Raw genomic sequence first — 20,819 nt, forward strand, 5'->3', positions numbered from 1 at the left:
TGTTTCAGCCAATGCGCCCATCCTTCCGGCCTTTAGCCATCATACCCAAGATGAGCATCGCCCCGCCGATAGACAAGAGGAAATTAAAGCCCGCCAGTGAAATGCCAAAGAGCGACCAAGGCGCCACATCACAGCGCACCAGCGGCGCATTCATAATTGAATCGAGTATATCACCGCCCGCCGACACCGTCGTCGCACAAGCGGTAAGTCCTTCCCACCAGCCATATTCGACACCGGCGTGGAAACCGCCGATCAAGCCGCTGATAAGAATCGCCAATACGGCATCGAGAACAAGGAATTTTGACAATTTCTGGTTACGCATGGCGATAGCGCCCAGCGCTAAGACAATCGCAGCCAGATGCGGCCAGCGCTGCCACATGCACATTTCGCACGGATATAGGCCGAAGGTATATTGGCTAATTAAAGCCCCGCCTAGCAAGACCGAGGGAACGATCAAGGCCAACCAAAGAGCTGCGCGGGGTAAAGCCATATATGGCGTCCTAATTTTTAGTTGTTGCCGGTTTTACTGGCTTTTTTGCCCCCGATTTGTTTGCAGCCTTGTTCATGGCCACTTTCAAACCCTCTGGCCCCAAACGACCGATAGTTTGCAAGGCATAGTGGAGTTGAAAATCCTCAATGCCCTTTTCTTTCAGTTCTTCGGCCGTCTGCTTGAACCGCGGATCATCCTTGCCATCTTCTTCCAGAACCTCATCTTCCAGATTCACTTCGTTGATCAAATGCTTGCGCAGATCGGATTCGCGAAAGCGCGGACGGGTTTTATAATCAGGGTCAGATAGCTGCGGCACCATGATATCAGGTTCAATGCCGCCTTCCTGCACTGATTTGCCAGATGGCGTATAATAGCGCGCTGTGGTCAGGCGCAAAGCCGATGTATTGGACAATGGCAACAAGGTCTGGACCGACCCCTTACCAAAGCTGCGCTCACCCATCACCAAACCGCGATGATGATCCTGCAAAGCGCCCGCAACAATCTCGGAAGCCGAAGCTGAACCCGCATCAATGAGAACAATGACGGGAAGGCCGTTGGCCGCATCGCCATTTTTGGCAAAATAGCGTTCAATGTCGGATTTACCGCGCCCGCGCTGGGAAACAATTTCACCGCGCGACAGGAACACGTCAGAGACGTTGACCGCTTCATCCAGCAAGCCGCCAGGGTTGGACCGCATATCCAGAATATAGCCTAAAGGTTTTTTGCCCAGGGACTTGTCGATACCAAGTATCGCTGCGGTAACATCCGCGCCGGTGTCGTTGGAGAAGCTAGCGATGCTGATCACACCCACATTGCCTTTCACTTCCCAAGTCACGGGCTTCAGATCAATAATTGCCCGCTTCATCGTTACATCAAACGGCTTGTCGCGGCCCGGCCGGACAATCGTCAGGCTGATCGGCGATCCGGGTTTGCCGCGCATTTCCTCTACCGCTTCATCAAGCGACCCGCCATAGATAAGCGATCCGTTGATATGGGTAATATAATCGCCCGCCTTCACGCCCGCTTGATCAGCCGGCGTATCCTTAAACGGTGCGATCACCTTCACCGCGCCATCTTCCATGGTCACAGAGAGACCGAGGCCGCCATAGTTGCCGTCTGTTTGGGTCCGCATATTTTCAAAATCGCGGGCATCCAAAAAGCTGCTATGCGGATCAAGGCTCGCCAGCATACCGTTAATGGCCCCCTTGATAAGGTCTGCATCATCGACTTGATCGACATAGTCGGTCCGTACCCGGTCGAACACGCTCATAAACTGTTCCATCTCGCGATATGTATCGGCATCGACGGCAGAGATGGCGGCCGTGGTTGCTGGTAAAAGCGCCACGGTCAAAACAAGAGCGGTTGCCTGTAAGAAGGGCTTTTTCATCGGGAATGTCCTGTATGTCTAAATATGTCTCAAATATCAAATATAGGCCTGAATCACCTGTAAAGCCAAGCACCTTAACGAAATATGACGTGCGCTATCGATGAACGTCATATTTCACCCTACTAGGGCGGCGATATCAATCGGTCGGCCATTACGGCGTAATTCTACAGTCACGTGCGGGTCATCTCTGCCCGACCGCCCGACCGGAGCGCCCTGTACCACCATATCACCGACTTCTGCACTGCTGGTCGCCATATTAGTAATCAGACTGGTCCAGGCTGCATCATGCTCGATGATCAGGATATTCCCGTAACCCCGATAGGGTCCGGAGAAAACGATCCGGCCTGCCGCCGGGGCCACAATCTGGGCATCGGGTTCTACCGATATGGTGAGCCCGCGAGAGCGATAGCCGCTGTCGGACAGTTCCCCTAGTCCAGTCACAATATCACCGATAACAGGTAGGCGGTAGGCACTGGCAACATCTCTTTTGCGCGCCCCATTCCGAACTGGCGCATCACCTTTTTGATTGGGCCGCAATAACGGCCCATCCAACATAGCAAGCGATTCGCGGACCGTGCCGCTTTCGCGGATCTGGTCCATCAGGTCCAGTATATCGCGGGTTTCTTCACCCAAGGCCAATGCACGGTCCTGCTCCAAACCGGCGCTGTCGGAAAATTGGCCGGCCTGAATCCGCTCACTGGCTTCCAGACCTGCCAATTGCTTGCGCCGTTGTCCCAAGCGCTGCTGGCTTTCGTTTAACGAGGCAATGGCGCGCCTTGATTGGGCGCGCAGCTTTTCCCCCTGCTGCACCTCTCGCCTCAGACTGGCGGTGCGCCGTTCGATTTCGGGTATCACCGTCGACATGATGGAACGGATATAGATGAGTTCGTTGAGCGATCGTGGTTCGACCAAAGCCAGCGCAGTGGGCTTGCGCGTCATCATCTGCAAAGCTGCGGTCAGACGTACCACCGGACCCTGTTTTTCAGCCAGCCGGGTGCGCTGGCGCTCTTGTAACCGCTCTACTATCGCAATACGTGAGCGCGCGGCTCGGATGTCCGCCTCGGCCGCCTGTATGCGTGCGGCCAAAGACGCAGCCTGACCCGCAATACGGTCGGCTTCATTTGTCGCCGCTTCCGCTTGGCGGCGCAATGCGTCGCCGCGTTGCTGGGCTTTATCGGATTGTTCACGTGCTGAAACCAGCGCCCGCTGTTCTTCTGCTAAAGAAGGCCCGCTCGTTTGCGCCGGTAGCGCGACAGCGTAAAATGCGCCTAGTCCCGCAAGCAAACCAAAGGGGGTAAACCAGCGCAACATCGCCTATCCTTCGCGATGATAAGGATGGTTGGCGATAATCGCCGTGGCCCGAAACAATTGTTCGGCCAGCATCGCGCGGGCCATGAGATGCGGCCAGGTCGCTTTGCCAAAGGAAAAGAAATGGTCAGCGCTGCTGCGCTCTTCGTTCGACAGTCCATCGGCGGCGCCGATCAGGAAACGCGCCTCCCGCACACCATTATCACGCCAATTGCTCAGGACATCAGCAAATGCCTTGCTGGTCCAATTTTCGCCGGTTTCATCGAGAGCGATGATCTTCGTCTGGTCGCTAATCTTCGGACTCTTGCCGCCCTGCTCTGGCAGTTCGCTCAGCTTCACATCCCAATTGATGCGTTTGACATAGCGATCCACCAGCTCCTGCTCAGGACTACGGCCAATTTTTCCGCGAGCGATAATATGGAGCCTCATGTTAGATGAAAGACTCCCGGCTTAGGCTTCTGCAGCCTCGGCATCCGGTGTATCGTCTTCACCGACCGCCCACATGCGCTCCAGATTATAGAAAGTACGCACTTCGGGGCGGAATAGATGAACAATCACATCGCCGGTATCGATCAACACCCAATCGGCATTCGCCAGACCTTCGATCCGCGCTTCACCGCCCGCTTGTTTGACACGTTCTGCCAATTTTTGCGCCATCGACGCAACTTGCCGAGTCGAACGGCCTTCGGCGATCACCATATGGTCGGCAATATTGCTTTTGCCTTCCAGTGCAATCGACACAATATCCTGCGCCTGATCGTCATCGAGCGATTTCATTACCAGCGCATGAAGGGCATCTGATTCGGCTTTTCCTTCTTTGGAAGTAGCGGATGTCAGCGCTTTGGTTTTCGGTTTCGTCAATTCAAATCCTATCAATCTGTCTGGCAAACCAATTTATGTGTCACTGCGTCGCGAACGCAGCGATTAGCATATTGATTGTGCCAATGGGGCCTAGCCATCCGGATCGCGGTGGCTGAGCGGGGGTCGGGACGATAGCGCAAGAATGTCAGCGCTGGCGTACTCCAGTTAGTCCAGTTCATCCGCTGGCTCGCAGGCCGGACGGAGCGCCGGAGCCATGCCATTGCGGGTGCCGCAAAAGCATCATCATCATAGCCGGGACGAGCAATAACTGCAATCGGCAATAAACATGCTATTTTTCGCCAGTCTTTCCAGCGATGAAACTGGGCCAGATTGTCCGCCCCCATGATCCACAGAAACTGCCGTTTCGGATAGCGCCGGACCAGTGCGCGCAGCGTATCATAAGTGTAACTAGTACCCAGTTGCTGCTCAATAGCGGTCGGCCGAATAGGGCTATTTCGCGCCATTTTTTGCGCTGATGCGAGCCGTGCATTTAACGGCGCCATATCTTTCGCCCCCTTTTTCAGAGGATTGCCCGGAGACACCAACCACCATAGTTCTTCCAGCGCCAATTGCTCGATCGCAAACAGGCTGATCGACCGATGCGCGCCGTGGGCGGGGTTAAAAGACCCGCCAAGAAGGCCCGTTGTCTTCAAAATCCCAGACTCAAGGTCGAACTTGTCCGGTTCCGCGCACCACCCATTTATAGGTGGTCAATCCTTCGAGTGCGACAGGACCGCGCGCATGCAAACGGCCCGTAGAAATGCCAATTTCTGCGCCCAGTCCAAATTCACCACCATCTGCAAACTGGCTGGAGGCATTCCACATGACAATCGCGCTATCGGCGCGCTGGATGAACTGATTCGCCAAGGCTTCATCTTCGGTCACCACGACATCCGTATGATGGGATCCATGTTCTGCAATATGTGCAAGCGCCTCATCCACGCCCCCAACCATCCGTACCGAAACGATCGGAGCAAGATATTCCGTATCCCAATCTTCCATTTCTGCGGATACCGTGCGCGGGTCCAATTCCATGATCGCATCATCGCCGCGCACTTCACAGCCCGCTTCAATTAACGCGCGAATCAACGGGCCGGGCGCTGGATAATCCTGATCGATCAGCAGTGTTTCCATTGCACCGCAGACACCGGTGCGCCGCATTTTGGCGTTGACCGCAATGGCCTCTGCTTTGGCGGGATCAGCCGCCTTTCCGATATAGGTATGGTTGATGCCATCAAGGTGCGCGAGCACCGGCACGCGGGCCTCTTCCTGCACCCGTGCGACCAGCGACTTGCCGCCGCGCGGGATAATGATATCGATCAAACCAGAGGCTTTCAGCATTGCACCAACGGCGGAGCGATCCGTCGTCTGGACCAATTGAATCGCATGTTCCGGCAGGCCAACCGTTGCAACACCGGCAACCATCGCCTTATGAATGGCCCGATTGCTTTCAATCGCCTCTGAACCCCCGCGAAGGATCACGGCATTGCCGGACCGAAGTGCCAAGGCCGCTGCGTCGGCCGTCACATTAGGGCGGCTTTCATAGATAATTCCAATGACGCCAAGGGGAACCCGCACCCGTTCCATAATCAGGCCATTGGGTCGCTCCGTCCGGTCGATAATCACGCCAACAGGGTCCGGCAAAGCCGCCACTTGCTCCACTGCAGACGCAATGGCGTCAAGCCGCTGTGCATCAATCATCAACCGGTCGAGCATCGCATCACTCAGGCCATTGGTGCGGCCATTGTCCATATCCTTGGCATTTGCAGCGAGAATTTCGGATTGACTCTCACGTAGTTGAGACGCTGCTGCTGTCAAGGCCATCGCCTTTTGTTCACTCGTCGCTGCCGATAATTGGGAAAAAGCGGCTCTCGCTCGCTGGCCCATTTCTGTCATATTTTTTTCATGTTCATTCATACGGGTCTGCTAGCATGGCTATGGCTTCCCGATAAGCAAAAAACGGACTCGATCCCCCGCAGAAAATAACTTCGCCAAAAGTGATAAATCGCACAAAACGACTCGAAAGACCGGCCTATTGTCAGTTAATTTTACATGAATTTAGCAGTTCATCCCATCTCTGTTTCGATTCGTCACGAGTCGCTGCGACTCGATTCGCGCCACTAGCGCCTCTCTGCTAGCTCCCTTTTTGGGGATTAGTTTCAGAGTAATCGGGTCATGCAAAATCAAAATGCCAAGCTAGGGCTCTTCGCCCGGCTGGATCATATGTTCACAGATCGCGAATTTTTTATGCGTTCCGATGGACAGATTCGGTTTATCACTATTACAAGAAAATCGCAGAAACGCGCCGCGATCATTGCCGGTACCGTAATTGGCCTGTGGCTTGTCGTCACCTTGGCGATGATGGTCAGCCAGTGGACTGTGTCGGGCGAACGGACGGCGCTCGCGGAAAAAGAAGCGGCGGTAAATAGCAGCGAAGGCCGTGTTGCCGCCTATAAAAACTCTATTGACGATGTCGCAAAGGATCTGATCGCGCGGCAAGATGCGATGGAGCAGATTACACAGCAATTTATCGGCGAAGAAACAAGTGACGGCGCCGATATCTTGACCGAGGCAGAGAAGAAACTGTCCGAAAATACCAAGAAAATCAGCGCCGCCTTTCCGGAAGCGGGAATTTTAGCAAAATTGGAAGCCCGCCAGATTGCCTTTGCTCACACATTAACCCGTGCAGCGATGAAGCGCACCGCCCGCGCCGAAGCTGCAATCCGGAAATTCGGCCTGAACCCCGCTACGTTGACAGCAACATCCAACGAGGCGGTCGGTGGTCCCTATATTCCCTTTTTCGGTGATGACGAAACCGAACTTCATCCCACGCTGGAACGGCTCAACAATGCCCTGTTGCGGATGGACCAACTCGAACGGACATTGCTGACGATCCCATCTGCTATGCCAGCCGATACCAGTTCGATGACCAGCAATTATGGCTATCGCCGCGATCCCTTTACGGGTGCCGGGGCGATGCATAGCGGCATTGATTTCAGAGGGTCTTACGGCGAACCTATCCTAGCCGCTGCACGGGGCAAGATTACCCACGCAGGCTGGAAATCAGGCTATGGCAACACCGTCGAAATCACGCATGGCAACGGCCTGATGACGCGTTATGCGCATCTTTCCAAAATTAATGTCACCACTGGCCAAAAGGTAAAACAGGGATTACAAGTCGGGGCAATGGGAAGCACCGGACGTTCGACCGGCACCCATCTTCATTTTGAAGTGCGGCTCAACAATGTCGCAGTCAACCCACGACCCTTTCTGGAGGCGAATACAGATGTTCTCAAGGTCCAAGCCGTCGCCCGTCAGCGAGCCGACACCCCAAAAAAGCGTACCGAAAAGTCAGGCTCCGGCCGTGGCTAGAAGCAACGCCTCAGGCGGATCAAGCTTCTCCATCATCGGAGACGGCATAGTCATTACCGGTAATATCGACGCAAAGGTTGATCTGCATATTGATGGTGAAGTCATTGGCGACATCAGATGCCTGTCATTGGTTCAAGGTCCATCGAGCAAGATTCAAGGCGCGATTATCGCCCAGAATGCCAGCCTGTCCGGCGCAGTAGAAGGTTCGATCGAGGCCGGTGATCTGGTCATCAGCTCAAGCGCCCGTATTGGCGGTGATGTAACTTATGAAAATGTTACCATTGAACAAGGCGGTCATGTGGACGGCAAGTTCAAGCATAAGAGCGCAAAATCACCGAATCTGGCGAAGACAACGGTCGATATGGCGAGAAAATCCTTGCCGCTGGAGCTGACCGCAAACGATCAAGCAGCCTTATAAAGCCTGTTCCCGTCGAATTTTTGCATAAGCACACTCCTCCATTGGAGTGGTAATTAGTCATGTCTGAACGCAAAACTCCTTCGTGTGAAAAGTTTGATGCTTCACATTCTTCACTCCACGGAACCTTTGATTTGCGTCAAAGGCCACACAAACCACACCCCCTCGGTGCAGAGAAATTTAACATTTTCGGCCATACCAAATAGCGGGCCACGGAAGCGCAGATCTTACTAAAAACTGAGAAAGAACGGCGCGAAAATATCATATCGCGCCATCTGTAGGAAAGCGACTTTCCTAGCCCTATCCAGCAACTTAATTGCGCGGCGCTTGCCGCCGATAGCTCAGTGCTTCCGCCACATGCGCCCGTCCGATATTGGACGCACCGGCCAGATCGGCAATGGTGCGAGATACGCGCAATACTCTGGTATAGCCGCGTGCAGAGAGGCGCATGGATGCGGCCGCTTGGCCTAATAACTGCTGTCCCGGCGCATCCGGCGTCGCATATTTTTCCAGTGTATCGCCATCAATCTCGCAATTCGTACGCGCATTGATATCGGCATAGCGTTGGCTCTGCATCCGCCGCGCCTTGGCGACTCGGGCGGCTACGGCGTGGGAGGCTTCCGCCGACGACCGCATCGTAAGATCACTGGCAGACAGGGCCTCAACCTCGATATGCAGATCAATTCGGTCGAGCAGCGGCCCTGATACTTTCGCCTGATAGTCTGCGGCACATCGCGGCGCGCGCGAACAAGCAAGCGCGGCATCGCCCAAATGGCCGCAACGGCACGGGTTCATCGCAGCTACCATCTGCACGCGCGCAGGAAATATGACATGGGCATTGGCCCGCGCCACACTGACCTGTCCGGTTTCCAGCGGTTGGCGCAGGGAATCCAGCACGGCGCGTTGAAATTCCGGCAATTCGTCGAGAAATAATACGCCCATATGGGCCAGACTAACCTCTCCCGGCCGGACTTTCAGCCCGCCGCCGACCAGCGCCGCCATCGATGCGCTGTGATGGGGGGCGCGAAAAGGGCGCTGTCGGCTCATCTGGCCGCCTTCCAACGTCCCGGCCACACTCGCCACCATCGATACTTCCAAGGCCTCCGCCGGTGACAAGGGCGGCAGGATACCCGGCAAACAAGAGGCCAATAGCGACTTTCCCGATCCCGGCGGACCGTTCATCAGCAGATTATGGCCACCCGCCGCCGCCACTTCCAAAGCGCGTTTCGCCGTTTCCTGTCCCTTTACGCTTTTCAGATCAGGCCCATAGACCGGCTCTGGCGCGGCGCCTGTATCGGGCGGTGTCAAAATGGACTGGCCTTTGAAATGGTTGAGCAGCGCGAGCAAATCCGGCGGGGCAAGCACCTCTACATCTCCGGCCCACGCCGCCTCTGGCCCCTGCAAAGCGGGACATATCAGCCCCAGATTTTCCGCCGATGCATGAAGCGCCGCCAGCAAAACGCCGGGAGTCGCGGCCAGCCGCCCATCCAAAGACAGCTCCCCGACAACGACATAGCTGGCCAAGGTTTCGGCATCAATAATCGCCATGGCCCCCAGTAAAGCCAAAGCAATGGGCAGGTCGTAATGCGACCCTATTTTTGGTAAATCCGCTGGCGACAAGTTGATCGTGATCCGCTTGGGCGGCAGTGATAATCCCAGCGACGCTATGGCTGCCCGCACCCGTTCCCGGCTTTCGGCGACCGCTTTGTCAGGCAGGCCTACAATGGTGAAAGCCGGCAGTCCCGGTGCAACTTGGCATTGTACCTCAACCCCGCGCGCTTCCAGCCCCAAAAAGGCCACAGTGGACACCAGTGCTACCATGTACAACGCCCCGAATTGCTATCAAGCCCGCGACAGTGACAAGGCCAATGACCGGAGTCGAGCGGGAAGCACAGCTTGGCCGGAACCGTCAAAAACCGCTAGATTACCGGATTCCACGCCGGTTGTTGGTTAATTTTCTGCCAACCAATCGCTTCTACTATTTGTCAATTGCTGTTTGACATAAGCGTTCGATGGATAGCGGACCTAAACTATATGCAGCGCCCGATCAGCAGCCTGCAGAACAAGGCATAAGCCTTGGCCTTTGGGTCACAATTTTTGCGGCATTCGCGCTGTTTCTTTCGCCGGTAGAACAGGCCAAAGCGTCCGATAGCAGCTATACGGTTACAGAGACCTTCGAATCATTCGAATATGAAATTATCGATCCGGAACAACAGGCCATCTGGTCAGCCCGTCCTGCGCAAGCAAGCTATGGTCCTTTTCGGGTGATTTCGGCCAATATGGTGGAAATGTCCGGCACGGTCGACAGCAATTCACCGGCGCTATTTCAACAGATGCTACGCCATTATCCCGGCATCAAACGAATCGAGATGATCGATTGTGACGGATCGGTGGATGAAGAAGCCAATCTGAACCTCGCTCGCCAAATCCGTAGGGCCGGGATCAGCACCCATGTGCCCGCACGCGGATCGATACGGTCGGGCGCGGTCGAGCTATTTCTTTCGGGCGTACGCCACACAGCAGATAGCGGTGCAGAATTTGTCGTTCATAGCTGGATCGATGAAGACGGGCTGGAGGCCAATGACTATCCGCCCCAAGACCCGGTTCATGCCGAATATCTCAACTATTATGCGGAAATGGGTATCCCCGTTGACAAGGCACGCGATTTTTACGCGCTGACCAACAGCGTGCCCTTTTCCGAGCAGCTAAAGCTGTCCCGCACCGATCTCGCGCGCTTTCAACTGTTGCATTAAACACACGGTGTCGCTGACGACGGGCGCGATTCGCGTCCCGCAAGCGCCTTTCATTCATAATATATCCACAGATTATAAGTTATTCGACCGGAAGAATGATTTCGTCGACGGTCTGACTTGTGAGTCATGCTGCGACGCATCACATAGGGCTTATGAAACCGGATATGGACGATAAACAGGCTAAGAAGCGATGGAGATACACATCGGGGTCGCGATTCGCACTCACGATGCTCGGTTTCCTGCTCATGTTATTATCGCCCATTATTGGCGCGCTGCCCGGTCCGGGTTTCATTATCATGTTTCCGCTGGGGCTGGCACTTGTCCTACAAAATTCCCGCACAGCAAAGAAGCGGTACGTCGATTTCAAGCGGCGTTTCCCGCATTACGGCCAATGGACAGACTGGGCAATGCGGCGGAAGCGTCACAAGAAGCTGCCCGATAATTTTGAGCTGCCGATATTCGGAAAGGTCAAAACCAAATCGGAAAGCTGAAATTATTGCTTCTACCCTCGGGCTAACGCTTGACTTTCTGCGGCTGCACACTTATCCGCAGCAACAACGAGGTGGCCGCAGCTTTTAGCGGCCTTTTTTATCGAAATTTTTACGTAGGATAAACGCGATGAAGCGCACATTTCAACCTAGCTGTCTGGTCCGTAAACGGCGCCACGGTTTCCGCGCCCGCAAAGCAACTGTCGGAGGCCGCAAAGTATTGGCTGCCCGCCGTTCGCGTGGCCGCAAGAAGCTTTCTGCCTAAACCACGACTTGCGCTCACCCCGAGCGTGTCGACGGGTGAACAGTGACGGAATCAACTGTCCCTTCGGCTGACTCACAGCGAGCACAGTCGATTTCTTCTATAGAAGTGATTCGGAAACGACCGGATTTTCTGGCAGCGAATCGCGGCAAGCGATTCGTAAGCCCTAGCTTCATTCTGCTCGCCCATAAACGCCGAGCAGAGCATCCCATCAATCCCGACACCGCTCGCTTTGGCATTACCGTGACCAAGAAAATCGGCAATGCCGTCACGCGCAATCGAATGAAGCGCCGGTTTCGTGCATTATTGGCCGAACTGCTCCCGCAATATGGGATAGAGGGCGCGGACCATATCATGATCGGCCGCAAAGAACCCAAGGAACGGGATTTCGCCGTGATGAAAGCAGAACTTGAAAAAGCGCTGAAATATCTGGCTAAAAAGCTATGATATCCCATGCTTAAAGCCGTTTTCATATTTATCGCACGATGCTGGCAATGGGGCCCGTCAAAAATTTTACCGCCGACCTGCCGCTATGCCCCGACCTGTTCTGCTTACGCAATCGAAGCGATAGAAAAACACGGTGCAATTAAGGGTGGCTGGCTGGCTGTTAAACGGCTATTGCGCTGTCATCCTTGGGGGGGCTCGGGCTATGATCCGGTTCCCTGACCTCTCAAACACCTGTTTCAACCGGTGTAGCACCGATCTTTAAGACCAGATTTTAGGAATTATTGTGGACGACAAGCGTAATATCATCATGGCGGTCCTGCTCACCGGCATCATCCTTTTTGGCTGGCCTTTGGTGATGGAAACATTTTTCCCTGATATGGTGAACAAGAATGAAGCGGTGGAGCAGTCTGAAAAGACCGCTGCCGGCAAGGCTGATGCTCAAACCGGTGGCCTTGCGCCCACCGCCGCAACGTCTGCAGGCTCGGCCACGATCGGCGCGGATGCCGCAACCGGCAAAATCCGCAAACTGCCCGTTGTTCTGGCTGAAAATCCCCGCATCGCGATTGAAACGCCGCGGCTCAAGGGTTCGATCAACCTTAAGGGCGCACGGCTCGATGACCTGACGCTCACCGATCATACAACGGAACTGGCCAAAGACAGCCCGCCCGTGCGGCTCTTTGCACCCTCCGGTACGGAACATGCCTATTTCAGCCGCTTTGGCTGGGCCGGAGACGGCGTGAAATTGCCTGATGACAACACGGTATGGAATGCCGACCAGGGCAAGCTGACGCCCGAAACGCCTTTGACATTAAGCTGGTCCAATGAAACCGGACAGACTTTTGCCATCACGCTTTCCATCGATAAAGATTATCTGATCACCGCTGAACAAAGCATCACCAATCGCGGCCAAAACCCGGTTGCGCTAAAACCCTATAGCTTGATTAACCGGACCCGCGATCTCAAAAATGTTCCGCACGGCGAAGCGAGTAGCTTCACGATCCATATCGGCCCTGTTGGTGTTTTCGACGGCGCTGCCAATTATGATATCGATTATAAAAATCTAGCCGGTGAAGAGCCGGGCTTTTTTTCCAGCATGTTTGGAGCCACGGCAGAGGCCGGAACCAATAGCTTCCATAAAGATGTGAGCTGGCTTGGCTTTAGCGACAAATATTGGCTCGGCGCGATTATTCCTGTGAATAACCCCAAAGTCGTCGGCAAATTCCGCAGCGGCGCTAACGATGTTTTCCAGGCAGAATTTGCCCGCGAAGATGCGCAGGTCATTGCCCCCGGCAAAGTTCTAAAAACAACCACCCGCTTGTTCGCAGGCGCCAAGGAAACCGCGTTACTCGATACCTATAAAGAGCAATATAATATCACGCTGCTCGACCGTGCCATCGACTGGGGCTGGTTCTACTGGTTTGAAAAACCTCTATTCTATCTGCTAAACTGGCTGTTCAAACTATTCGGCAATTTCGGTGTCGCGATCATCGTGATGACCTTCATCGTACGCGGCGTCATGTACCCGATTGCGCAGAAGCAATTTAAGTCCATGGCCCAGATGCGCGCCGTGCAGCCGAAAATGAAGAAAATTCAGGAAAAGCACAAAGAAGACAAGCAAAAGCAGCAGCAAGAAATTATGAAGCTGTATAAGGACGAGAAGGTCAATCCACTGGCCGGTTGTCTGCCGATCTTCCTGCAAATCCCGATCTTCTTCGCACTTTATAAAGTGCTCATGCTGTCGATTGAAATGCGGCACCAGCCCTTTATATTCTGGATTAAAGATTTGTCCGCACCGGACCCGATGACGCCGATCAATCTTTTCGGTATGATCCCGTTCGATCCGCCAAGCTTCCTTGCGGTTGGTATTTTGCCAATCCTGATGGGCATCACCATGCATTTCCAGTTCAAACTGAATCCGCAACAAATGGACCCGATGCAGCAACAGATTTTCGGTCTGATGCCGTGGATATTGGTGTTTATCATGGCGCCGTTTGCCGCTGGTCTGCAACTATATTGGACCGTGTCCAACGTCCTGACCATTGCACAGCAGAAATGGCTCTATTCACGTCATCCACAGCTGAAAGAGCAGATGGCCAAGGATGCCGAGGACAAGGCGAAAAAGGCCGCAGACGACAAAGCAGCCGAAACAAATTAGGCGAGGCAGACGCTCTGGTTTCGTCATCCTGCACTTGATTCAGGATCCAGAGCGGCTGTCACAGCCAAAACCATGATGCTGAATCAAGTTCGGCATGACGAGCTATAATATTATGAAACCATTGCATCCCAAATTATTCTCCGGCCCGATTTCTTTTCTGAAATCGGCACCGCACCTTGAATTTTTGCCCAATCCAACCGTGCCGGAAATCGCCTTTGTGGGCCGGTCCAATGTCGGCAAGTCATCGCTGATCAATGCGTTGACGAACCGCAATGGCTTGGCGCGGACATCCAATACGCCGGGGCGGACGCAAGAGCTGAACTTTTTCGATATTGGCGACCCCCTGATTTTCCGGATTTGCGATATGCCGGGCTATGGCTTTGCGAAAGCACCGCCCAAAATCGTGCAGAAATGGCGCTATCTGATCAACGATTATCTGCGCGGAAGGCAAGTGTTGAAACGCACTTTTGTTCTGATCGACAGCCGGCATGGGATCAAGACGACCGATGAAGAATTCCTGACCATGCTCGACAAAGCGGCTGTCAGTTACCGGATCGTGATGACCAAGACGGATAAGGTGAAGGCCACCGAATTGGAAGCGACGATGGAAAAAGTGCTCGCCGCTGCCAAGAAGCATCCGGCGGCCCACCCCGAATTAATCTTGACGTCTTCGGAGAAAAAACAAGGCATAGACGAGCTTCGCATGGCAGTTCTCGAGGCCGTTCAGATATAGCTATTCGTCCCTATTCGCTCCCTCTTCATGGGCCTGCGCACTTTACGAAAATTCCGGCTTTCACTGCCATGGCGATGAAGCTAAGGTGTTTTGATGAAACTGATAATCGGAAACAAAGCCTATTCCAGCTGGTCCATGCGTGGATGGCTTGCCTGCAAACAATCCGGCCTTTCTTTCGAAGAGCTGACTGTCCCGCTTTTTGGCGAAGATTGGGACGATATGCGGGTGACGGAAAATTTTGCCCCCTCGGGCGGTAAGGTTCCGATATTATGGGATGGCGAAACCGTGATCTGGGACAGTTTGGCTATTATCGACTGGCTGGCGGACAAAACCCATCGCGACCGATTCTGGCCCAAAGACGAAACCGCACGCGGGATGGCCCGTTCCATGGCCGCGGAAATGCACAGCGGTTTCATGGCGCTGCGCAAACAATGCCCGATGAACACGCGCAAGCGTTACGAAGGCTTGCAGCTATCACCGGAAGTGCTGCATGATGCAGCGCGTATCATGCAGCTATGGGCACAGGCACGCGCGCGTTTTGGACGCGGCGGGCCATATCTATTCGGTACATTTGGCGCGGTCGATATCATGTACGCGCCGGTCATATCGCGTTTTCAAACCTATGGCATTCACGTCCCCGGCTTTGCCCAATCCTATATGGAAACAATGCTTGGCCATGAGTGGATGGTCGAATGGATGGAAGCGGCCGAAGAAGAACCTTGGGTGATTGAACGGTTGGAACAGCCCTTTACGGAGTGAGGGTTGTCCCCTTCCCTTCGTCATCCTGAACTTGTTTCAGGATCTAAATTCCCATAGGCATGTTCCAAGAGATCCTGAAACAAGTTCAGGATGACGAGTATTTATAATGACCGATACTAGCCCCCTTGCACTAGCCAAACGCCTGATCGCCTGCCCCAGCATAACACCCGCGACCGGCGCTGTGTTTGATGCAATGGAAGCCATGCTGGAGCCGCTAGGTTTTGAAGTGTCGCGTTTTATCGCAGGCGACAGCGCCGAAGACGAAGGAAAAGGCGGAGCCGTTGAAAATCTCTTCGCGATTCGCAAGGGCAAGGAAGGCGCCCGCCATTTTTCCTTTGCGGGTCATCTTGACGTCGTGCCGCCGGGCGAAGGCTGGGCCAGCGATCCGTTTGTGCCTGAAGTGAAAGGCGATTTGCTCCACGGACGCGGGGCGGTCGATATGAAGGGCAGCATCGCCGCCTTTGTGAGCGCACTGCACAGCCTGCCAAGCGACCTCGGCACGATTAGCCTGATCATCACCGGCGATGAAGAAGGCCCCGCCTATTTCGGCACGGTCGCAATCATGGACCTGATGGCCGAACGCGGCATTACGCCAGATCTGTGTCTTGTCGGGGAACCTACATCGGTCAACCGGCTAGGCGATATGATGAAAATCGGGCGGCGTGGTTCGGTCAACATGTGGATTACGGTCAACGGCACACAGGGCCATGTCGCTTATCCCCATCTCGCCGACAATCCAATTACCAAATTGGGCAAAATCCTTAGCGAAATTGACGCATTGCAACTCGATGAAGGGACCGACTGGTTTCAGCCGAGCAATATCGAATTTACCGATCTTAGCGTCGGCAATCCCGCGCATAATGTGATTCCGTCCAAAGCAGAAGGGCGCTTGTCCATCCGCTTTAACGACCAACATAGCGGCGACAGCCTCAGCGCGATGGTTCGCGATATTGTCGAGCGTAATGGCGGGGAACTGAATCCGATTATTTCCGGTGAGCCGTTTCTGACGCCTCCGGGTCTATTATCCGGATATATTGCAGAGGCGATTACCGAAGTGACAGGCGTGGAGCCAGAGCTATCAACGACCGGCGGTACTTCTGATGCGCGGTTCCTGTCCCGTATCGTGCCAGTGGTCGAATTTGGTCTGTGCAATGCGACGATGCACAAGCTGGACGAAGCCGTAGCGGTCGAGGACTTAAACCAGCTTTCCGAAATTTATGCCAGGGTGGTGTTGAAAGCGCTAAGCTGAATTTCAGCCGGTCAGACCAAAACCGATAAGCGCCACCGCAAAACCCGTGACGGCACCGAAAGCCGGTTTCCAGTCTCCATCCTTATGGGCTTCCGGCGCGACATCCTCAAAAACGAGATATAAAATTCCGCCTGCGCAAAAGGTCATGAGTGACCCCAGAAGCAAACTATCAAGCGTGAATAGCGAATAACCGAGCAAGGCAGCGAACGGGCCTAGCACGATGCATAAAGCCATGATCTGCAGAACATGTTTGCTTAAAAATCCGTCATGCGAATGGCGAATTTCGCGATAGGCATTATAGCCTTCCGGCAGATTTTGCGCCGCTATGATGACCGCAAGAAACAAGGCCATGTTATAATCGCTGGTAATAACAGCGCCCAGCACAATGGATTCCGGCACGAAGTCGAGATTGAGGGCGATCAACTGGCTAACCGGCGTGCCGCGCCGCGCCAATGCCCGGTCAATCAATAGAAAGGTCGCGCCGCCGCCTAAAAATGTTAGCAACGCCAGCCATAAAGGCTGACTTTCCATGCCGTGGGGAACCAGCACCAGACCGACTGCGCCGATCAGCGCGCCGCCGCCAAATGCGATGATGGTGCGACGAAATTTCTCGCTCAACCAGCTTTTATTGGACTCATCAAACCAACCAAAGAGCGATCCCGAAAAAGCGGCAAATCCGGCCGCAGCCGACATGATGATTATATCCAATACCACTGGCTAAACTCCCCCTTACGTCACCGCCGTCGGCGCAAAATTATATAAAGCGCCCCTGCCCCGCCATGCCGGGGATGGGCGCCCCGAACAGCGGCTATATGGGAGGCGTGGCGCGATGCAGCCAACCAATCCGAAATCGCCGCGCGAATTGCCCCGCGGCCACCATCGCGGCGGCGCTCTTCATCGGTTCGCGCCTTGCCGGTAATCAGCAGGATCGCCCGATGACCAGCAGCAATGCTAAGTTCCAACGCACTGTCCAGCCGTCCGTGCGCAGATGATAACGTATAACCATGGAGATCAATGGTCACATCGGGGCGCACAACCCCCTTGTTCAGGCGGCGGTCCCAATGACCGTCAAGTCCCGCTTTATCCGAAACGGCAACCTGTTCCCGCAATGGAATAGCTTTGGAGGAAATGCCGCCGAATGTTTCTGCTGTGATTGGCCCGCGTTGCGGCGGTAGTTTCTTTGCCACGGGGAGGGCCTTCACGCGGCTCACACGCTCTTGATCGAGCGGTTTCACCGTTTCGATGACTTTCTGCCACAGCGCCTTTTCACCGGCAGTAAGGGGCCGGTCTGCCATGCGATCTAGTTGCCCCGAAGTAAGCGCGCGACACTGCCTTTGGGCAAGAAAATCGATGCCTGTCCGCGCGATGACATGCCGCCGGCAATTTGTGCTGCTTCTTCACCCGCGCCCCAGAATGTATCAAACCGGTTCGCGCCCTTTATCGCGCCGCCGGTATCCTGCGCGACCCAGAGGCCGTCAGCGATATTATGTTCCAGATCGAGGAAAACCGGTGCGCCCAAGGGCACAAAATTGCGATCCGCCGCTACAGAGGTACGACCGACAACCGGATGGCCCATCGCGCCCAATGGACCGGGACCGGTGATTTCACGAAAGAATATATAGCTTTTATTCTCGCGCATGATCTTGCGCCCCTCTTCGGGGTGGGCGCGCAGCCATTCGATAATGCCCTGCATATTGGTCTTACCATCGGCGAGCAGCCCGCGTTCGCGCATCACCCGTCCGATGCCGGTATAATCGCGGCCATTTTGCCCGTCATAACCGATACGCATCACCGAACCATCGGACATGGCGACACGGCCGGAGCCCTGCACTTGCAGGAAGAAAAATTCGATATAATCGGATGCCCATGCGATTTCGAGGCCCTTGCCCTGCAATGCGCCATCGTCAATTTGGGCGCGCTCTTCAAACGGGACCAGCTTGGTGCCATCGACCTTGCCCCTGATCCGCTTGTCTTTCAGTTCGTCGGAAAACTGGCCGAGATCAACGTCGAGCAAATTAGCGGGCCGCCGATAAATCGGAACCTGACTGCTATTGGTACGAACACGAGAGCCTTTAATCTGCGGTTCAAAATATCCGGTGGCAAAGGCTTTGCCATCACCGACCTGCACCGCTTCAAACTGGGTTTCAAAGAACCGCCGCGCGTCATTATCAGACCAGCTTTTGGAGGCATCACAAGATTGCCGCCAGTCTTCGCCCTGCGTCAGGCCGCTATTATCTGTCCGACGCACCAGAGAGGAACAGCTTGTGCGAAAGGCTTGCAGAGCTGCGATGGCTTTATCGCGCTGCAAATTGAGTGATGCGATATTGGGGCCCAAAGCAACGCCTGCCCCGATTGCCCGTGTTTCGTCATCGGACAGGGATTGAATCTGGCCGGGGGTGACCGCAGCCACTGTTCCCGCCGTCTGCTTCACTGGAGTTTGCCATACGGAAGGAGATTGGGATTGAGGGGACTGGGACGAGCCATCACCCGTCACCCGTTCGCCTTGCTCGACAGGAGCACCGCGCGCCGTGCCTTCGGGAATGATCGACATTGAACAGCCGCTAACCAGCGCCACGACGCCGATAAGTCCCGCGATTTTAAAAATAGTAATGCCTTGCGCCAGCCGCAATCTAGGCTTCATCGGTCTCGTCAAGAATCCAGTTGGGATCCGAACTGGAAAGGTCACGCACGAACGTCCAGACGTCATGGGTTTCAACCGCATCGGTTAGCGATCCGCCAATTAACGTACCTTCCTTGTCCTTTACGACCGTCGCAATATCGGCATCGAAACGCATCGTGATCCGCGCTATCCGGCGATCATAATCGGCATCGGCAATCCGCGCCTCTTCGATCCGGACGAGCCGGTTTTCGAGAACTTCGCCATTTTTCTCCCGCGCATCAATTGCGGAAACGAAACTTTCATAGACGTCATCGTCGCACAATTCTTTCAATTGTTCGCGATCGCCGTTCCAAAAAGCCTCTAAAATCATGCCATAAGCCGCTTTGGCGCCTTCGACAAAACGTCCGGCATCAAAATTACGGTCCGCGCCGATGATAGAGCGCATGCCCGATTCGGCAGCAGCATCATAAATCATCGTCGGTTGCGGTGCTGGATTAGATGAAGCAGGCACGATATCAGGAATCGGGCTATCCCGGTTTTCATCCCGCGCATTCCGGTCCTTAGGACGCTTATCCAAGCCATTTTCTATATTTCGGGGGGTATGCTCCTGCTCATGGCCGGTGCGCTTTCCCAAAACGGAATAGAGGCGCAAGCCCAAAAAAGCAGCCACCATCGCTAATAAAACAATCTCGATAGTCACAATTTCTCCAATATCTCAGTTCCCCCTACATAGGCAGGAACTGCACCAGTTTCAAATGGCTTTCCATTCTTTTGCATAGCATCCACCAGATATAGAGGCCAATACATCTCCAATATTGCACGGTTTAGCCGTTTGATTATGAATAACCGCATACGAAATAAAGTCGCCGCCGGTTACTATACCGGACGGGAGGCAGAGCTATTTCCAGCATTGCCCTGCCCCCAATCCCCTGCTAGGCGCGCTGCAAACGGGGCGTGGTGACATGCTCCGTATCTAAAATATTCAATTTCCCGAAAGGACGCGCCAAATGGCTGAAGAAAATGGTAATGTGACAACTCCCGATCCGGCAGCCAATGGAGCAGATACCCAGCCGCAAATTGGTGTTATTTCGCAATATGTGAAAGATTTATCGGTAGAAAATCCGAACGCACCGGATGTGTATCAATGGGAAGCCCAACCGCAAATTGATGTTCAATTTAATATCGGTTCCAAGCCTGTGTCTGACGAAGTCCATGAAGTCGAACTGAAAATCGACGTTGTCGCCAAGGCAGACCAGGGCGTCGCGTTTCAGGTCGAACTGCTGTATTGCGGACTTTTCGGAATGCGCAACGTATCCGAAGATCAAGCGCATCCGTTCCTGTTTGCTGAAGCCCCCCGTTTGCTGTTCCCCTTTGCACGGGCGATTATTTCCGATGCTGTGCGGGATGCCGGTTTCCAGCCGCTAATGCTAGAGCCGATTGATTTCACTGCGCTCTACATGCAGCAACGCGAACAACAGGCAGCAACGCAGGCTGCCGAACAACCCGTCGGCAGCGCCTGA

Annotated in this window: 24 protein-coding genes; 12 read left to right on the forward strand and 12 right to left on the reverse strand. The window is 54.4% G+C overall.

The window, feature by feature from the left end:
* Positions 1 to 4: 4 nt before the first annotated feature.
* The 7 genes from V7676_RS05870 to V7676_RS05900 form a co-directional block, all read right to left on the reverse strand.
* Positions 5 to 490 carry a disulfide bond formation protein B gene (locus V7676_RS05870; protein WP_335658705.1) on the reverse strand — a complete coding sequence of 162 codons (486 nt, stop codon included), beginning with the start codon at positions 488 to 490 and terminating at the stop codon, positions 5 to 7.
* Between the two features lie 10 nt (positions 491 to 500).
* Entirely contained in the window at positions 501 to 1,877 is a 1,377-nt protein-coding gene (locus V7676_RS05875; RefSeq protein ID WP_335658706.1) for a S41 family peptidase, read from the reverse strand.
* A 114-nt stretch (positions 1,878 to 1,991) separates the two neighbouring features.
* Entirely contained in the window at positions 1,992 to 3,188 is a 1,197-nt protein-coding gene (locus V7676_RS05880) for a murein hydrolase activator EnvC family protein (RefSeq protein ID WP_335658707.1), read from the reverse strand.
* 3 nt (positions 3,189 to 3,191) lie between these two features.
* A complete protein-coding gene (locus tag V7676_RS05885; protein WP_335658708.1) occupies positions 3,192 to 3,614 on the reverse strand; it encodes a 23S rRNA (pseudouridine(1915)-N(3))-methyltransferase RlmH in 423 nt (140 codons plus the stop codon).
* Positions 3,615 to 3,635: 21 nt separating this feature from the next.
* Complete coding sequence (rsfS, locus tag V7676_RS05890) at positions 3,636 to 3,962, reverse strand: ribosome silencing factor (protein ID WP_335658916.1); 327 nt, start codon at positions 3,960 to 3,962, stop codon at positions 3,636 to 3,638.
* Between the two features lie 95 nt (positions 3,963 to 4,057).
* Positions 4,058 to 4,699, reverse strand: coding sequence for a nicotinate-nucleotide adenylyltransferase (locus V7676_RS05895; RefSeq protein WP_335658709.1), 642 nt, complete (start codon positions 4,697 to 4,699; stop codon positions 4,058 to 4,060).
* 10 nt (positions 4,700 to 4,709) lie between these two features.
* Positions 4,710 to 5,963 (reverse strand): glutamate-5-semialdehyde dehydrogenase, encoded by a 1,254-nt coding sequence (locus V7676_RS05900; RefSeq protein WP_335658710.1) that lies wholly within the window; start codon positions 5,961 to 5,963, stop codon positions 4,710 to 4,712.
* Between the two features lie 258 nt (positions 5,964 to 6,221).
* Here V7676_RS05900 and V7676_RS05905 point away from each other — a divergent pair, with 258 nt between their 5' ends.
* Both V7676_RS05905 and V7676_RS05910 read left to right on the forward strand, forming a co-directional pair.
* Complete coding sequence (locus tag V7676_RS05905; RefSeq protein WP_335658711.1) at positions 6,222 to 7,418, forward strand: M23 family metallopeptidase; 1,197 nt, start codon at positions 6,222 to 6,224, stop codon at positions 7,416 to 7,418.
* Positions 7,411 to 7,836 carry a bactofilin family protein gene (locus V7676_RS05910; RefSeq protein ID WP_335658712.1) on the forward strand — a complete coding sequence of 142 codons (426 nt, stop codon included), beginning with the start codon at positions 7,411 to 7,413 and terminating at the stop codon, positions 7,834 to 7,836. Before V7676_RS05905 ends, V7676_RS05910 begins: the two co-directional genes overlap by 8 nt.
* 309 nt (positions 7,837 to 8,145) lie before the next feature.
* Here the strand turns inward: V7676_RS05910 and V7676_RS05915 are convergent, their stop codons facing one another.
* Positions 8,146 to 9,654 (reverse strand): YifB family Mg chelatase-like AAA ATPase, encoded by a 1,509-nt coding sequence (locus tag V7676_RS05915; protein ID WP_335658713.1) that lies wholly within the window; start codon positions 9,652 to 9,654, stop codon positions 8,146 to 8,148.
* A gap of 191 nt (positions 9,655 to 9,845) precedes the next feature.
* Here V7676_RS05915 and V7676_RS05920 point away from each other — a divergent pair, with 191 nt between their 5' ends.
* The 9 genes from V7676_RS05920 (at position 9,846) to dapE (ending at position 16,679) form a co-directional block, all read left to right on the forward strand.
* Positions 9,846 to 10,586, forward strand: a complete 741-nt coding sequence (locus tag V7676_RS05920) for a hypothetical protein (RefSeq protein WP_335658714.1) — start codon at positions 9,846 to 9,848, stop codon at positions 10,584 to 10,586.
* Positions 10,587 to 10,750: 164 nt separating this feature from the next.
* Complete coding sequence (locus V7676_RS05925) at positions 10,751 to 11,077, forward strand: hypothetical protein (protein WP_335658715.1); 327 nt, start codon at positions 10,751 to 10,753, stop codon at positions 11,075 to 11,077.
* A gap of 127 nt (positions 11,078 to 11,204) precedes the next feature.
* Positions 11,205 to 11,339 (forward strand): 50S ribosomal protein L34, encoded by a 135-nt coding sequence (gene rpmH / locus V7676_RS05930; protein WP_335658716.1) that lies wholly within the window; start codon positions 11,205 to 11,207, stop codon positions 11,337 to 11,339.
* 105 nt (positions 11,340 to 11,444) lie between these two features.
* On the forward strand, positions 11,445 to 11,783 hold the full coding sequence (gene rnpA, locus V7676_RS05935; protein WP_335658717.1) for a ribonuclease P protein component: 339 nt from the start codon (positions 11,445 to 11,447) through the stop codon (positions 11,781 to 11,783).
* 6 nt (positions 11,784 to 11,789) lie between these two features.
* Entirely contained in the window at positions 11,790 to 12,002 is a 213-nt protein-coding gene (gene yidD / locus V7676_RS05940; protein WP_335658718.1) for a membrane protein insertion efficiency factor YidD, read from the forward strand.
* Between the two features lie 64 nt (positions 12,003 to 12,066).
* On the forward strand, positions 12,067 to 13,938 hold the full coding sequence (yidC, locus tag V7676_RS05945; protein ID WP_335658719.1) for a membrane protein insertase YidC: 1,872 nt from the start codon (positions 12,067 to 12,069) through the stop codon (positions 13,936 to 13,938).
* Positions 13,939 to 14,050: 112 nt separating this feature from the next.
* Complete coding sequence (gene yihA / locus V7676_RS05950) at positions 14,051 to 14,671, forward strand: ribosome biogenesis GTP-binding protein YihA/YsxC (protein WP_442955398.1); 621 nt, start codon at positions 14,051 to 14,053, stop codon at positions 14,669 to 14,671.
* Positions 14,672 to 14,764: 93 nt separating this feature from the next.
* Positions 14,765 to 15,430, forward strand: a complete 666-nt coding sequence (locus V7676_RS05955; protein WP_335658721.1) for a glutathione S-transferase family protein — start codon at positions 14,765 to 14,767, stop codon at positions 15,428 to 15,430.
* Positions 15,431 to 15,536: 106 nt separating this feature from the next.
* Positions 15,537 to 16,679 carry a succinyl-diaminopimelate desuccinylase gene (dapE, locus tag V7676_RS05960; RefSeq protein WP_335658722.1) on the forward strand — a complete coding sequence of 381 codons (1,143 nt, stop codon included), beginning with the start codon at positions 15,537 to 15,539 and terminating at the stop codon, positions 16,677 to 16,679.
* A gap of 3 nt (positions 16,680 to 16,682) precedes the next feature.
* On the opposite strand, the gene V7676_RS05965 is transcribed toward dapE, so the two are convergent.
* From V7676_RS05965 to V7676_RS05980, 4 genes are read right to left on the reverse strand one after another with little or no spacing between them, the layout of a single operon-like run.
* Positions 16,683 to 17,393, reverse strand: a complete 711-nt coding sequence (locus V7676_RS05965) for a ZIP family metal transporter (RefSeq protein ID WP_335658723.1) — start codon at positions 17,391 to 17,393, stop codon at positions 16,683 to 16,685.
* A 20-nt stretch (positions 17,394 to 17,413) separates the two neighbouring features.
* Entirely contained in the window at positions 17,414 to 17,974 is a 561-nt protein-coding gene (locus V7676_RS05970) for a Smr/MutS family protein (protein WP_335658724.1), read from the reverse strand.
* A 5-nt stretch (positions 17,975 to 17,979) separates the two neighbouring features.
* Positions 17,980 to 19,320, reverse strand: a complete 1,341-nt coding sequence (gene mltA, locus V7676_RS05975; RefSeq protein WP_335658725.1) for a murein transglycosylase A — start codon at positions 19,318 to 19,320, stop codon at positions 17,980 to 17,982.
* Positions 19,310 to 19,999 carry a Tim44/TimA family putative adaptor protein gene (locus tag V7676_RS05980; RefSeq protein WP_335658726.1) on the reverse strand — a complete coding sequence of 230 codons (690 nt, stop codon included), beginning with the start codon at positions 19,997 to 19,999 and terminating at the stop codon, positions 19,310 to 19,312. The genes mltA and V7676_RS05980 overlap by 11 nt, the downstream gene beginning before the upstream one ends.
* Positions 20,000 to 20,306: 307 nt before the next feature.
* On the opposite strand from V7676_RS05980, the gene secB reads away from it, so the two are divergent.
* The gene (secB, locus tag V7676_RS05985) at positions 20,307 to 20,819 is read left to right on the forward strand and encodes a protein-export chaperone SecB (RefSeq protein ID WP_335658727.1); all 513 of its coding nucleotides are present in this window, start codon (positions 20,307 to 20,309) and stop codon (positions 20,817 to 20,819) included.

It is taken from the genome of Parasphingorhabdus sp. (assembly GCF_036963805.1).
GTDB lineage: Bacteria > Pseudomonadota > Alphaproteobacteria > Sphingomonadales > Sphingomonadaceae > Parasphingorhabdus.

Bases quoted from the DNA above. Each gene is read 5' to 3' on its own strand.
- rpmH (WP_335658716.1), top strand. From the start codon at position 11,205: ATGAAGCGCACATTTCAACCTAGCTGTCTGGTCCGTAAACGGCGCCAC.
- yidD (WP_335658718.1), top strand. From the start codon at position 11,790: ATGCTTAAAGCCGTTTTCATATTTATCGCACGATGCTGGCAATGGGGC.
- V7676_RS05920 (WP_335658714.1), top strand. From the start codon at position 9,846: ATGGATAGCGGACCTAAACTATATGCAGCGCCCGATCAGCAGCCTGCA.
- V7676_RS05870 (WP_335658705.1), bottom strand. From the start codon at position 490: ATGGCTTTACCCCGCGCAGCTCTTTGGTTGGCCTTGATCGTTCCCTCG.
- V7676_RS05885 (WP_335658708.1), bottom strand. From the start codon at position 3,614: ATGAGGCTCCATATTATCGCTCGCGGAAAAATTGGCCGTAGTCCTGAG.
- V7676_RS05915 (WP_335658713.1), bottom strand. From the start codon at position 9,654: ATGGTAGCACTGGTGTCCACTGTGGCCTTTTTGGGGCTGGAAGCGCGC.
- V7676_RS05880 (WP_335658707.1), bottom strand. From the start codon at position 3,188: ATGTTGCGCTGGTTTACCCCCTTTGGTTTGCTTGCGGGACTAGGCGCA.
- mltA (WP_335658725.1), bottom strand. From the start codon at position 19,320: ATGAAGCCTAGATTGCGGCTGGCGCAAGGCATTACTATTTTTAAAATC.
- V7676_RS05970 (WP_335658724.1), bottom strand. From the start codon at position 17,974: ATGGCAGACCGGCCCCTTACTGCCGGTGAAAAGGCGCTGTGGCAGAAA.
- yihA (WP_442955398.1), top strand. From the start codon at position 14,051: ATGAAACCATTGCATCCCAAATTATTCTCCGGCCCGATTTCTTTTCTG.
- secB (WP_335658727.1), top strand. From the start codon at position 20,307: ATGGCTGAAGAAAATGGTAATGTGACAACTCCCGATCCGGCAGCCAAT.
- V7676_RS05875 (WP_335658706.1), bottom strand. From the start codon at position 1,877: ATGAAAAAGCCCTTCTTACAGGCAACCGCTCTTGTTTTGACCGTGGCG.
- V7676_RS05955 (WP_335658721.1), top strand. From the start codon at position 14,765: ATGAAACTGATAATCGGAAACAAAGCCTATTCCAGCTGGTCCATGCGT.
- dapE (WP_335658722.1), top strand. From the start codon at position 15,537: ATGACCGATACTAGCCCCCTTGCACTAGCCAAACGCCTGATCGCCTGC.
- V7676_RS05925 (WP_335658715.1), top strand. From the start codon at position 10,751: ATGGACGATAAACAGGCTAAGAAGCGATGGAGATACACATCGGGGTCG.
- V7676_RS05900 (WP_335658710.1), bottom strand. From the start codon at position 5,963: ATGAATGAACATGAAAAAAATATGACAGAAATGGGCCAGCGAGCGAGA.
- V7676_RS05905 (WP_335658711.1), top strand. From the start codon at position 6,222: ATGCAAAATCAAAATGCCAAGCTAGGGCTCTTCGCCCGGCTGGATCAT.
- rsfS (WP_335658916.1), bottom strand. From the start codon at position 3,962: ATGAAATCGCTCGATGACGATCAGGCGCAGGATATTGTGTCGATTGCA.